10 protein-coding genes and 1 tRNA gene are annotated in these 12,102 nt (G+C 67.8%); 6 read left to right on the top strand and 5 right to left on the bottom strand.

Annotated elements, in window-relative coordinates:
* Window positions 1–215: 215 nt before the first annotated feature.
* The 3 genes from BJ970_RS38740 to BJ970_RS03135 all read right to left on the bottom strand — a co-directional run bounded on the left by BJ970_RS38740 (window position 216) and on the right by BJ970_RS03135 (window position 1,292).
* Complete coding sequence (locus BJ970_RS38740) at window positions 216–338, bottom strand: hypothetical protein (RefSeq protein WP_281399409.1); 123 nt, start codon at window positions 336–338, stop codon at window positions 216–218.
* A 158-nt stretch (window positions 339–496) separates the two neighbouring features.
* Window positions 497–823 (bottom strand): hypothetical protein, encoded by a 327-nt coding sequence (locus BJ970_RS03140; RefSeq protein ID WP_184723454.1) that lies wholly within the window; start codon window positions 821–823, stop codon window positions 497–499.
* A gap of 43 nt (window positions 824–866) precedes the next feature.
* Window positions 867–1,292 (bottom strand): hypothetical protein, encoded by a 426-nt coding sequence (locus BJ970_RS03135; RefSeq protein WP_184723451.1) that lies wholly within the window; start codon window positions 1,290–1,292, stop codon window positions 867–869.
* Here BJ970_RS03135 and BJ970_RS40395 point away from each other — a divergent pair.
* Window positions 1,175–3,031 carry an NsdA family TPR-like regulatory protein gene (locus tag BJ970_RS40395; protein ID WP_512700276.1) on the top strand — a complete coding sequence of 619 codons (1,857 nt, stop codon included), beginning with the start codon at window positions 1,175–1,177 and terminating at the stop codon, window positions 3,029–3,031. The genes BJ970_RS03135 and BJ970_RS40395 overlap by 118 nt on opposite strands.
* 136 nt (window positions 3,032–3,167) lie before the next feature.
* On the top strand, window positions 3,168–3,536 hold the full coding sequence (locus tag BJ970_RS03125) for a hypothetical protein (protein ID WP_312864086.1): 369 nt from the start codon (window positions 3,168–3,170) through the stop codon (window positions 3,534–3,536).
* Between the two features lie 349 nt (window positions 3,537–3,885).
* Here BJ970_RS03125 and BJ970_RS03120 read toward each other — a convergent pair.
* Window positions 3,886–3,962, bottom strand: a tRNA-Arg gene (locus tag BJ970_RS03120).
* Window positions 3,963–4,095: 133 nt separating this feature from the next.
* Window positions 4,096–4,671 carry a DUF3558 domain-containing protein gene (locus BJ970_RS03115; RefSeq protein WP_312864085.1) on the bottom strand — a complete coding sequence of 192 codons (576 nt, stop codon included), beginning with the start codon at window positions 4,669–4,671 and terminating at the stop codon, window positions 4,096–4,098.
* 189 nt (window positions 4,672–4,860) lie between these two features.
* Here BJ970_RS03115 and BJ970_RS03110 point away from each other — a divergent pair, with 189 nt between their 5' ends.
* From BJ970_RS03110 to BJ970_RS37595, 4 genes are all read left to right on the top strand, one after another.
* Complete coding sequence (locus tag BJ970_RS03110) at window positions 4,861–6,888, top strand: bifunctional copper resistance protein CopD/cytochrome c oxidase assembly protein (protein WP_184723442.1); 2,028 nt, start codon at window positions 4,861–4,863, stop codon at window positions 6,886–6,888.
* Window positions 6,889–7,010: 122 nt separating this feature from the next.
* Window positions 7,011–7,418 carry a single-stranded DNA-binding protein gene (ssb, locus tag BJ970_RS03105; protein WP_246470675.1) on the top strand — a complete coding sequence of 136 codons (408 nt, stop codon included), beginning with the start codon at window positions 7,011–7,013 and terminating at the stop codon, window positions 7,416–7,418.
* A gap of 141 nt (window positions 7,419–7,559) precedes the next feature.
* Entirely contained in the window at window positions 7,560–9,236 is a 1,677-nt protein-coding gene (ettA, locus tag BJ970_RS03100; RefSeq protein ID WP_184723439.1) for an energy-dependent translational throttle protein EttA, read from the top strand.
* A gap of 77 nt (window positions 9,237–9,313) precedes the next feature.
* Complete coding sequence (locus BJ970_RS37595; protein ID WP_246470673.1) at window positions 9,314–11,842, top strand: hypothetical protein; 2,529 nt, start codon at window positions 9,314–9,316, stop codon at window positions 11,840–11,842.
* Window positions 11,843–12,102: the final 260 nt, after the last annotated feature.

Genomic DNA, 12,102 nt, shown 5'->3' with positions numbered 1-12,102 from the left:
CACAGTGAACCTCCGAATTCGCCGCTTGCATTGATCGCTCGTTCCCTGGTGCCCCGCTCAGACACCCGCGGGTAGGCCCCGGCGCGGTGGGGTCGGTTGCGGCGTTGTGCCGCTCGTCGACCCGGTCGCAGCGGCCGTGCTGCGGCTGCGACGCGCCGGGGCCGGGAAAGCTGGCCGAGCAGTTGGAACGTCACTCGACGCTGCTCGGCCGGCGGTCACAGTTGCGGGCCAACTCCCGGCCAGTGCGCTACGCCCCACGAGTCGTAGTACGGCGTGCCCTCGCCGCTGTCGTTCTGCTCGGTGGTGGATTCGTCTTCGAGCTCGGGATTGTCGGGCATCGGTCTCACCCCCTCTCTTTGTCCACAGTGGCCATTTCGGCCCGCAACGTCGTTGGTGCGGGAAGTTAGAACCGGCTGGACGGTGCGCCCGGGGGAAGTGCACCGTTAGCCGGGCGACCCGGTGCCGGTCGGGGGGCGTTTACGACACCGGGCCGGGTCTAAAGCCGCTTCACACTCGCGAGCAGGCGTTGCAGCACCAGCAGGTTGCGCGCCTGGTCGTCGCGGTCGAGCGACCGAATTTCGGGTGGCAGCGTCAGGATTCGGGTCTGCGTGTCGGCGAGGTCGTCGGCGAGGTCACCGCGGATCGTGACCGGCCCGCGCCGCTGGTGCCAGCCGCCGCTGCTCGCCTCGGACTCGACACGGTCGACCAGTTCCCGCACGGACACCGCGCCGTTGCGAGGATTCCGCGCCGGGTAGTAGCGACTGGCCCACACCGCCGTGAGGACGACTGCGGCAACGCCGATTACAACGCCTAGGACGACCACTGCGGCGGCCCTTCTGCTCGTGATGGTTGGTGGTTGCGGGAAATCAGCGGGGAATCGGCCGCGTTGGGTGCGGAGGATCGCCGGAGATCGACGGCGGCCGATAACTGATGGGGCGGCCTAGGTCCGGGGGTAGGAAGCACAGCGGGTCGGGCCGCAGCATCGCGATCGGCGCCTCAACGTGCCCCGGTTCGGGCAGTGCGAGCACTGCGCGCAGGGTCCACACCGCCGACGAGTGGTATTGCCAGGACACCAGTTCGGGCATGAGCGGGTCGGCGCCGGGCAAGGTGGCTGTGCGGTAGGCGGTCGCGTCGTTTTCGCCATCCTCGCCACGGAGGATCACCACATCCGAGCATGTCGGCCACCGACGCACCGAAGCGACGATGTCGGGACCATCCTTCGGGCCGAACACCCACGTTCCCCACGACTGGCGGCGCAGCTCGGCGAACAGGGCGTCGATCTGGGTACTCACGGTCGGTCGCCTCCGCCAGGACGCCGCCGCGCCAAGGGCGAAGTCGGCTGGCCCGGTGCGGGAAGATGGACGCGCACCCGATGTCGAACAATCACTCGTCGTTCACGCCTCGTGTGCGCGCTCACGCGTCTCGCTCTGCACCAGGCTTTCGCCGCCGAGAACACGTGTCCCAGGAACCCGCTGGTGCTCCCCGAATTGGTCATGACCTGACTCTCGTCAGAAAACGCGGGTCATCCGACACAGTTTCCGGGTCATCTCGGGTCAGGTTGCTATATGACCCGCTGCGTCCATGTAGATACACTCTGTGGTTGATCGTGAAAGGAGAGATCGTGCCAACGCCGAACACATCTCTTCGTGCAGCACGTGAGGCCACTCCATCCCGCCGCGTTCCGGGCGAGTCCATGTCGCGGTCCGAGCTGGCCGAGGAGGTCAATCGTTACCTGTTCGCCGCGACTGGCGATCGGTACGATCTCGATCGACACCAAATTGCTCGATACGAGCGTGGCGAAGTCAGGTGGCCCGGCGCGGCCTACCGGTCAGGACTGCGCGCAGTGCTGGACGCGCAATTCGACAGCGAACTGGGGTTCACTCCGCGTAGGCAGACGCCGACACAGTCTCGATCTTCAGGGGCAGACGCGCAGTCCACGGGCTGGCATCCTTCGGACGTCGTAGCCACTGCCGAGGAAATGACGAGTCAGGACGTGACCCTCTCGCGACGAAAAGCGCTGGCATCCGCGTCGGCCATCGCCGGTGCAGCACTGACCGACCCCCTACAGCGCTGGTTGATGCCCCAGCACAGTCGGTTCTCGGGTACCTCTGTGATCAGCCGGGCCGAACTGGACGGCTGGCGGGAGATCGCAGGAGGTCTCCAGGGGTGGAACAACACACCCACTGGGCAACTCGTCCGCAAAGCCGTGATCGCGCAACTCAACGACGTCAGCGACCGGCTGAAGAACGCTGCCGACACCGTCACAACGCGCGAGGGATTTCTCGCAGGCGCCGAGATCGCTGAGATCGCCGCGTCGATGTCGTGGGACTCCGGCCTACACCGAGCCGCCCAGCGCTACTACACGCTTTCGGTCCAGTTCGCCAAAGTCGGCGGCGACGACAACTTCGCCGCGGTCACCCTCGCGGCGTTCGCACGACAATGCTTCGACCTCGGCCAGCCCGACGATGGTCTTGAACTCGTCCAGCTTGCCCAGTACGGCACCCGGAAGTCGGCGCGCCCGATACTGCGCTCCCTGCTGGCCACACGCGAAGCGTGGTCTTACGCCCAGACCGGGGCAGTACAGCCGTTCCGCCGGGCGGTCGGCCTCGCCGAAGACCACTTCGCGGAATCCGGCGCCGAAGAGCCTGATAGCCGAGTACGGGGACTCGATGAGGCCGAGCTGTACGGCGTGCTCGGCGCCCGGTGGCGCGATCTCGCCGCCACAAGGCAGGAACCGACGGAAGCCCGACACGCACAGGCATACATCGGTCGCGCGCTTGCCCTGCGCGACCCGTCCCGCGCCCGAAACCGCGCATTCGACCTCATCGGCCTTGCACGCACTCACCTCATCACCGCGGAGCCCGACCGCGCGTGCGAACTGGTCGACGAGGCATTGCCCATCGCCAAGCACTGGGCGAACGGGCGCGTCGGCGAGAAGCTGCGAGACTTCCACCGCGAATCGCAGCCGTTCGCGTCGTCAGCGGCGGTGCGCAGCACACGCGACGCGGTTCGCGCCTTGATCGAAGCCTGATCAGCAGTGAAGGAAAGGGCCGGACTTGCCGCGTATCGGAATCACTGGGCACTCGAACCTCACAGCCGCGAGCGTCCCACTCGTACAGCAAGCACTAGAGGCTGAGTTGCTGCCTCACCGTGAAGGACTCATCGGGGTGAGCTGCCTTGCCCGCGGTGCTGATCAGATCTTCGCCCGTGCAGTACTCAACGTTGGCGGCTCACTCGAAGTCGTTCTTCCCGCCGCCGACTACCGCGACCGCAAGGTGAAGCCGGACAACGCCGCCGAGTTCGACGAACTGATCGGCGCAGCATCGAAGGTTCGAACGATGCCGTTCGCCGAGTCCGGTCGCGACGCCTACATGGGCGCAAGTGAGCACATCCTCGACACCGTCGACGCGATGCTGGCCGTATGGGATGGCCAGCCATCGGCCGGACACAGCGGTACGGGTGACGTCGTAAAGGCGGCCCGCGAGCACGATGTGCCGGTAACCGTCATCTGGCCAGACGGCGCAGGACGCGAGTAAGCAAAGACACCCCGTCTCTCCAAAAGATGTCGAACGGACGGAGCGAGGGCGTGGGTCAGTACTACGCTCGACGTGCTCGCGGGTGATCGCGCTGGCTGCGGTCGGCATCCCTCGGTCGCTGAGGAACTTCACGAACTCCTCGCCGACGTTGAGGTAGGAGAGGATCGTGCGCGGCGCCGTGTTCGTGGCGCGCAGGTGCCTACGTCAGTCTGTCAGCAGCTCGCCGAGGTCGTCGAGCGCGGCAGCCTGGGAGGCTAATGGCGTGGTCTTCGGCATAACCCGAGAGTAGGTCGCCGAATCCTGTGCTCGCTATACGCTGTGCAGGACTAAGTCCCGTTGTTTTGGCTGGTGGCGCCCCCAGCAGGACTCGAACCTGCGACCTAAGGATTAGAAGTCCTTTGCTCTATCCAGCTGAGCTATGGGGGCCGTTCGGGCGACAGCTCGTCTGAGCCGCAGCAAGCAGGGTAACCGGAGGCGTCATCAGGTGCGGGACTGACGCCACACCGTTGCCGAGCCGGTACCTAACGGCAAGCTGATCGACAACCTGGGTTCGCCCCGGTCAGGCCGGGGGCAACTTGTGCAGGGCGGCGGTAGTGAGCTGGAAGAGCTGGTCAGAGGTGTCGGCCGCGGACGCACCCTGCATCGACAGCATGGTCAGCAGCGTGCGGTCGGACCGGATCGCGGTGGCTGCGGTGCAGGTCTGGTGGGTATTGACGAGCTCGCAGTACAACCAGACCGAATGTCCCTCGACGTCGACCGGGACGCCCCGCGGTTGGCGGCTGACCGCGATCTCGTAAGGGTCGTAAAAACCGGCCGCCGCGGTGTTCTCCGGGCCGCTGGCCAGCAGCTGGGCGCAGGCACCGGCGATCGGGTTGTCCGGATGCGGCGACCCGACCGCACCGCCGACCACCGCCAGGTCGGCGGGTGTCAGCAGGGCGCAGGGGGCGATCCCGTCGGGGTTGCGCGGCGTCGCGATGTTCGCGTGCGTGGCGATGGACGACCGCGGCTGCCCCGGGTAATTGTCGTGGAATCCTGCCGCCGGAATCGGTTCGCCGGGCACCTGCGCGGCGCACCCGGTCACTGCGGACAAGAACAACACCGGCAACACAAGTACACAGCGACGGACGATTGTCACTGTGCAACCGTAGCGGCCCACGCGCACGGGAGAACACGTTCCCCAACGGTGTGAAGGCCGCGGTGCGGAGTACGTGCGACGGCGGTTCCGCACGCAAGCAGGGTGCCCGGTGTTCGCTGAACGTTTCGGACGCGGCGCTAACGTGGCCAGGCTCCCCAGCCGTGCGTACGCGGCGGTTACGCTCAGAACGTGCCCTCCGAGACCGTCCCCGCACCACCACCGGAACGGCGCAGCACGTCGAGCACCGTGGGCGTGTTGGTCGTTACCGCCGGGGTTCTGGCGGCGCTGATCGCCGCCGCCTTGACCGCGCTTTCCGCCGGTTCCTCGTACGCCCTGCTCGGCTTGCCGGATCCCGGGCCGATCACGCACTACGGGTTGCCGGTCGTTCGGGTAACTGCGGAATCCGGTGCCGTCGTGTGCATCGGCTCGCTGCTGCTGGCCGCGTTCGGGATCCCGGCGAAGCGGTCGGGTGCGCTGGCCGCTGACGGATACGCCGCCGTGCGGACCGCCGGTTGGGCGGCCGCGGTCTGGTGCGTGGGCGCGGCGCTGATGGTGCCGTTCATCGCCGCCGATGCCACCGGTCGCCCGGTGTCCGACGTGCTCAACACCGAAGTGCTTTTCGGCCTGGTCGACGCTCTGGAGGAAGCCAAGGCGTGGGCCCTGACCGCATTCATCGCGTTCGTGGTCGCGCTGGCTTGCCGGGTGGCGCTGTCCTGGGGCTGGACCGTCGTGGCCTTCGGGCTGGGGCTGCTCGGGCTTTTCCCGGTGATCGCCACCGGCCACTCCGCCAGCGGTGGCGCGCACGACATCGCGACCAACAGCCTGCTCTTTCACCTGTTCGGGGCGGTTCTCTGGGTGGGCGGCCTGGTCGCGCTGCTGGCGCACGCGGCTCGCCGCGGCGCATATCTCCCACTGGTCGCCCGGCGGTTCTCGCGAGTCGCGTTGGTGTGCTGGGCGGCGATGGCGCTGTCCGGGATGATCAACGCGCTGGTGCGGGTGTCGCCGGGGCAGCTTTTCACCTCGACCTACGGCCTACTGCTGGTGCTCAAGATCGTCGGCTTGGTGGTGCTCGGCGGGTTCGGGTACCTCCAGCGCCGCAGTGTGGTCCGGCGGTTGGACGGCGGGGCGGGCGGGTCCGCCCTGCTGCGACTCGGCGCGGTCGAGGTGCTGGTCATGTTCGCCACGATCGGCGTCGCCGTAGCCCTCGGACGCACGCCGCCGCCCGCCGGGAGCGCGACCGTGCCGGGCCGGACCGAGCTGCTGATCGGCTACCCGCTGGACGTCCCGCCGACCCCGCTCCGGCTGCTGTTCGACGTCCGGTTCGACCTGGTCTACGGCACGCTGGCGCTGGCCCTGGCCGCGCTTTACCTGTGCGGCGTTTACCGCTTGCGCCAGCGGGGCGACAGCTGGCCGGTCGGGCGGACCATCGCCTGGTTGTGCGGCTGCGCGACGATCTTGGCGGCCACCTCGTCGGGCATCGGCAAATACGCGCCCGCGGTGTTCAGCGTGCACATGGGCCAGCACATGCTGCTGTCGATGCTGGCGCCGGTTTTGCTGGTGCTGGCCGGCCCGACTTCGCTGGCGCTGCGCGTGTTCAAGCCCGCCGGGAAGGAGCAGCCGCCGGGACCGCGCGAATGGTTGCTGGCGTTCGTGCACTCGCCGGTGACACGGGTGCTGACCAACCCGATCGTCGCGTTGGCCCTGTTCGTCGGCTCCTTCTACGCGCTGTACTTCTCCGGGCTGTTCGACGTGGCGCTGACGCAGCACTGGGCGCACCTGGCGATGAACGCGCACTTCCTGCTGGTGGGCTATGTCTTCTACTGGCCGGTGATCGGCATCGATCCTGCGCCGCGCCCGCTGCCGCCGATGGGCAAGGTCGGTCTGGTCTTCGCCTCAATGCCGTTCCACGCGTTCTTCGGCATCGCGCTGATGATGTCGCAGACGGTGATCGGGGCGAACTTCTACCGCAGCATCGACCTGCCCTGGATGACCGACCTGCTCGCCGACCAGCGGCTCGGCGGGGGGCTGGCGTGGGCGTCGGGCGAGGTGCCGCTGGTCGTGGTGATGCTGGCGCTGCTGGTCCAATGGTCCCGCGCGGATTCCCGCGCGGCCCGGAGAATTGACCGGAAGGCCGATGCGGACGGCGACGCGGATCTGGCCGCGTACAACGAAATGCTGAGGCAACTAGCCGAGAAGGACACTCCTCGGAGCAGTTGACCTGGCCGATCGGCCGGAATATCTACGTAACGTAGTAAATCTGTCGCGCTGCGTGGCGATCTTCAGGCAACCTTGGGTGGTGGCCGGAGGTCGGCCGCGCAACACCGAAAGGAGCGGCAGCGATGTTCGAGACCCTGGTGACGGTGGTGGGCTACGTCATCACCGAACCCGTCGTGCGGGATACGCCGAATGGAAATCGGGTGGCCAGTTTCCGGGTGGCCGCCACCTCCCGCCGGTTCGACCGGGATGCCGAGGAATGGGTTGACGGCGCTCGGTTCTACGCCACGGTGAACTGCTGGAAACGGCTCGCCGACGGGGTGGCAACCGCATTGGGCAAGGGTGATCCGGTGGTGGCGACCGGGCGATTGCGCACGCGTGAGTACGAGCGGGGCGGGCAGTGGAGCACCGTCGTCGAGTTGGAGGCCAACGCGGTGGGGCTGGACTTGGCGCGTGGTGCGCCGCCGGCGGAGGACGTGTTACGGCAGCGCTCGGTCAGCGACCGCGGGCTGGTTTCGCTACCTAGCGGCTGATCGCGATCTTCGCTGCCGACCAGCCAGATTTCCGGTTCGAAGGAGGTGAGAGACGTCGAGATTCGGCGGGTAGGCGCCGTGGGCGGGGCGCTGGGGGACCGCGTGCGCGGTCCAACACGGGACGCAACTACGATTCATGGCATGGCCGAGTTCATTTACACCATGAAGAACGTGCGCAAGTCGCATGGTGACAAGGTCATCCTCGACAACGCGACCATCCAGTTCTACCCCGGCGCCAAGATCGGCGTCGTCGGTCCGAACGGGGCTGGCAAGTCGACCGTGCTGCGCATCATGGCGGGACTCGACCAGCCGAACAACGGTGAAGCGTTCCTCACGCCGGGCTACACCGTCGGCATCCAGCAGCAGGAGCCGCAGCTCAACGAGGAGAAGACGGTTCTCGGCAACGTCGAGGAGGGCGTCGGGGAGATCAAGCAGAAGCTCAATCGCTTCAACGAGATCGCCGAATTGCTCGCGACCGACTACTCCGACGAGCTCATGGAGGAGATGGGCAGGCTCCAGGAGGATCTGGACCACGCCGATGCGTGGGAGCTGGACTCCCAACTGGAGCAGGCGATGGACGCCTTGCGTTGTCCGCCGCCGGACGCCGAGGTCAAGAATCTCTCCGGTGGTGAGCGCCGCCGGGTCGCCCTGTGCAAGCTGCTGCTGAGCAAGCCCGACCTGCTGCTGCTCGACGAGCCGACCAACCACCTGGACGCCGAGAGCGTGCTGTGGCTGGAACAGCACCTGGCCAACTACCCGGGCGCCGTGCTCGCCGTCACCCACGACCGGTACTTCCTGGACAACGTCGCCGGCTGGATCCTGGAGCTGGACCGCGGCCGCACCTACCCATACGAGGGCAACTACTCGACCTATCTGGAGAAGAAGGCCGAGCGGCTCGCCGTGCAGGGCAAACGGGACGCGAAGCTGCAGAAGCGGCTCAAGGACGAGTTGGAGTGGGTTCGCTCCAACGCCAAGGCCCGCCAGACCAAGTCGCGTTCCCGACTGGGGCGCTACGAGGAGATGGCCGCCGAGGCGGAGCGGACCCGCAAGCTCGACTTCGAGGAGATCCAGATCCCGCCGGGCCCGCGCCTGGGCAACGTCGTGGTCGAGGTGGAGAACCTGAAGAAGGGCTTCGGCGACAACCTCCTCATCGATGGGCTGTCGTTCACCCTGCCGCGCAACGGCATCGTGGGCGTCATCGGCCCGAACGGGGTCGGCAAGACGACGCTGTTCAAGACCATCGTGGGCCTGGAAGAGCCGGACTCCGGCACGGTCAAGGTCGGCGACACCGTCAAGCTGTCCTATGTGGACCAGAACCGGGCGAACATCGACCCGAACAAGAACGTTTGGGAGATCGTTTCCGACGGGCTGGACTACATCCAGGTCGGCCAGGTCGAGATGCCGTCGCGCGCCTACGTCAGCGCCTTCGGGTTCAAGGGGCCGGACCAGCAGAAGCCGGCCGGGGTGCTCTCCGGTGGTGAGCGCAACCGCCTGAACCTGGCGTTGACGCTTAAGAAGGGCGGCAACCTGATCCTGCTGGATGAGCCGACCAACGACCTCGACGTGGAAACCCTGAGCTCGCTGGAGAACGCGCTCGAGCAGTTCCCCGGCTGCGCCGTGGTGATCTCCCACGACCGCTGGTTCCTGGACCGCGTCGCCACCCACATCCTTGCGTGGGAAGGCGACGACGAGGACCCGGCGAAGTGGTTCTGGTTCGAGGGCAACTTCGAGGGCTACGAGGAGAACAAGATCGAGAGGATGGGACCGGATGCGGCCCGCCCGCACCGCGTGACGCATCGCAAGCTGACCCGGGGCTGAACGGAGGCGCCTTGGCGAGCGTGCCCGGTTCACCGAACACTGGCTCGGCACAGGGACTTCTCGAACCCGCACGGCAAATGCGGTGGCGAGTCCCCGAGTTGGCGTTGGTGCTCAGTGATCATGCGGTTGCGCTCGCCAGGCGCACCGGCGACCAAGCGGCGCGGTTGCGCGCCGAGGCTCTTGCCCTGTTCGCCTCGAACCGCTTGGGACGCGGTGTCCCGGCCACCGGCCGGGCGCTCGCCGCGGTCCGCGACGCGGAGGTGGCGGGCGACGCCGAAGTCGCCGCGGAGCTGAGGGTCGAGCTGGCGTGGTGCGCCCGTAGCGCTGGCACCAGCGAGGTCGCGGTCCGGGTGCTGGACCCGGTGCTGGAGCAGGAGCGGATCGAGCCGACGGTGCGGGCACACGCCTTGCTGGCCTTTGCCGCGTCGTTGCCTGCGCACCGGCAGGACGGGGAACGCTCCGAAGCGCTCGACGAGGCCGACCGGCTGTACGCGGGCTGCGGGCTCAACCGGGACACAGTTCGGTTGCTCAAAGCCCGGGTTTGCGCTGCCCGCGCGGGACATCACCGCAGGCTGGGCGAGTTTGACGAGGCCATCGCGGCAGCCGACGGCGGGCTGGCGCTGCTCGGGCAACTCGGTGATCCGGCCGCCGACAGCGGGGAGATGCACACCCGGCTGGTGCTGGAGCAGGTGCAGTCGCTGCTGGAGTTGGGGCGGCGTCCGGAGGCCGTCCAAGCAGCGGAATCCGTGCTGGCGAAGCCGGTTCGCGCCGCGGCGGCGGGGCCGGTCGGCTGGTTAGGTCTCGCCTTGGCCACGCGCGTGCACCTTCCGGATGGCAACGACGGGGCAGCGGTGCGGACGCTCAACGACACTGCGGCAATCTCGGAGCGGCACAAGCTGGACGGTTTGCTCGCCGAAACGTTGAACACGCTGTCCCACATACTTGAGCGGGGAGCGGAGTTCGCCGAAGCGCTTCGGGCTTTGCGGGGCGCATATTCCGCTGATCGTCGCTGGCGTGCAGCCTTGCACACCGCAAGGGCTCGACTGCTCGCGGAATTCCCGGTGCTCACCAGCGACATCGAGGTGCCGCGGCAGCCAAGCTGGCCATCCGATCCGGCGCCGTGCGAACCGGGACCGCCCACCCCCGGGCAGCCCGACGCCGAACGGGCGCGGTCCAAGGGCCGGTCGGAGTACGAGGACGCGCACGATGCTGCGCGTCGACTGATGGAGACCCTCACCAACCGGGCCGCCGAACAGCGCGATGAGGAGCACCGTCGGCGAGTGATGCCCGAGCCTAGGACTTCCTCCGATGAGCCCGCGTCCCCGACGGTCGTATTCGAGCCCACGGTATTCGAGTCGCAGTCTGAGACCGGGCAACCGAGTCGCCAGGCGATCGCCGAACCAGTGGACCTTCAGGTTGAGACAGCCGCCTTCGCGCCACCCGACGACGGTGGGCTTGCCGGGCGCGAATCGGTGTCCGACGGCTACGTGGAGCCAACCGCGGCGGCTACCTCGCAGGCGGACTGGTGGCCGTCGGAGTCGTGGGGTCAGCCGTCCAACGCCGAGCGCACCTTCGGCAAGGGGTCTGCCGCATACGAGCCCCAGCCGCCCGAGTTACCAGAATCCCAGCTGTCGGAACCCGAGCCGACGAGTTCCCCGTCGGCGCAGCCCCGGTCCGCCGGGGCGCAGTCCAGCGCGGAGGCGTTGGCCGCGACAGCGGACCACCTTGGCTGGTCGACGGCCGCTCCCGGCCCTAGCGCGGTGGACGTAACCGCGATCCTTCCGGTGATCGGGGGTTCGGCCGAACTGGCCGACCGACCGGAATCAGGGTCGGCTGCCGATCAACAGCTGGAAGATTCGCAGCGCCAGCGGCACGACCAGGACCGGGCGGCCGAACTTCCCGGCATCGACCGGCCGGATGCCTACCCGGTCGTAGGCGGGCTGCGGAACGAGCCGGCCTACGGCGAACGCGAACCCGAAGCGGTCGAGGCCCTGGCAGACGGGATCGAGGAGCAGGAGGGCGGTCGCCGATCGCGCGGTAGATCGCTGGCCGAGATCCGCGCGAGCCTGCAGTTGTCCGGTGAGCCGCGGCCGAGTCGTCGTCGAGCCCGGCACGCCGAACCGTCCGAAACGCTCGAAGTGTCTGAAATGGCCGAGTCGGTCGAATCATCCGAAATTGCCCCCGTGCTGCCCACTCCGGCCGCAGAGCTGCTCGGCCGTCACCGCCAGGACTGGGCGACCGAGCCGAACCTCCCGGTGGCGGAGGCGGAGCAGCCCCCTTCGGGGTCAGAACGGTTGGAACCGGCCGGTGACCAGGCAGCTGCGGGCTCACCCCCGGAGGGTGCCGGACCGGCCGAGAAGATCGGGCTCGCCGAGCTGCTCACCGAGGCGTTGATGGCTTACGAGAGCGGTCGACGAGGGCAGCCCGAAGCCGAGCAGGCCGCGTCGCCCGGTCGGCACAGCGAAGCGCGTGTGGCCGGAATCACCAGCCGTTCTCAGGTCTCCCACAACGGCTATTCGTCCACATCGGACGATCGGGAACCGGGCACGGCCGCCCGGCACCGCCGTCCAGGGATCGACGCCACGGCGACGGATCCCCTGTTCTGAAAGACTTTTCGGCGGCGGCGCAGTCATCCGTAGCTCGCACCGCAGCGCATTTTTCCGGCTGCGTTGCGGTCCGGCGTCCCCGGCAGCGGCGTGTTAGCGCAGCTTTGGTCGGGGATCCCACAGCGATCCCGAAGACGGTCGTCGAGCGAAGCTGGGATCGAGGAACAGGTTCTGAAACGAACCCGACATCGATCATTGTGCCGCTTTTCACGCGTTCGACCGCGTTACCGCCCGCAGCGAACCGCCGGAGCTGGCAGTCT

Source organism: Saccharopolyspora phatthalungensis (assembly GCF_014203395.1).
GTDB lineage: Bacteria > Actinomycetota > Actinomycetes > Mycobacteriales > Pseudonocardiaceae > Saccharopolyspora > Saccharopolyspora phatthalungensis.
Note: the sequence above shows the minus strand (reverse complement) of the source record. Positions and strands in the feature narration are given on the sequence as shown.

Excerpts from the sequence above, each read along its gene's own strand:
- BJ970_RS38740 (WP_281399409.1), bottom strand. The coding sequence starts at position 338 with ATGCCCGACAATCCCGAGCTCGAAGACGAATCCACCACCGAGCAGAAC.
- BJ970_RS40395 (WP_512700276.1), top strand. The coding sequence starts at position 1,175 with ATGTCGGCCACCGACGCACCGAAGCGACGATGTCGGGACCATCCTTCG.
- ssb (WP_246470675.1), top strand. The coding sequence starts at position 7,011 with ATGTTCGAGACCCTGGTGACGGTGGTGGGCTACGTCATCACCGAACCC.
- ettA (WP_184723439.1), top strand. The coding sequence starts at position 7,560 with ATGGCCGAGTTCATTTACACCATGAAGAACGTGCGCAAGTCGCATGGT.
- BJ970_RS37595 (WP_246470673.1), top strand. The coding sequence starts at position 9,314 with ATGCGGTGGCGAGTCCCCGAGTTGGCGTTGGTGCTCAGTGATCATGCG.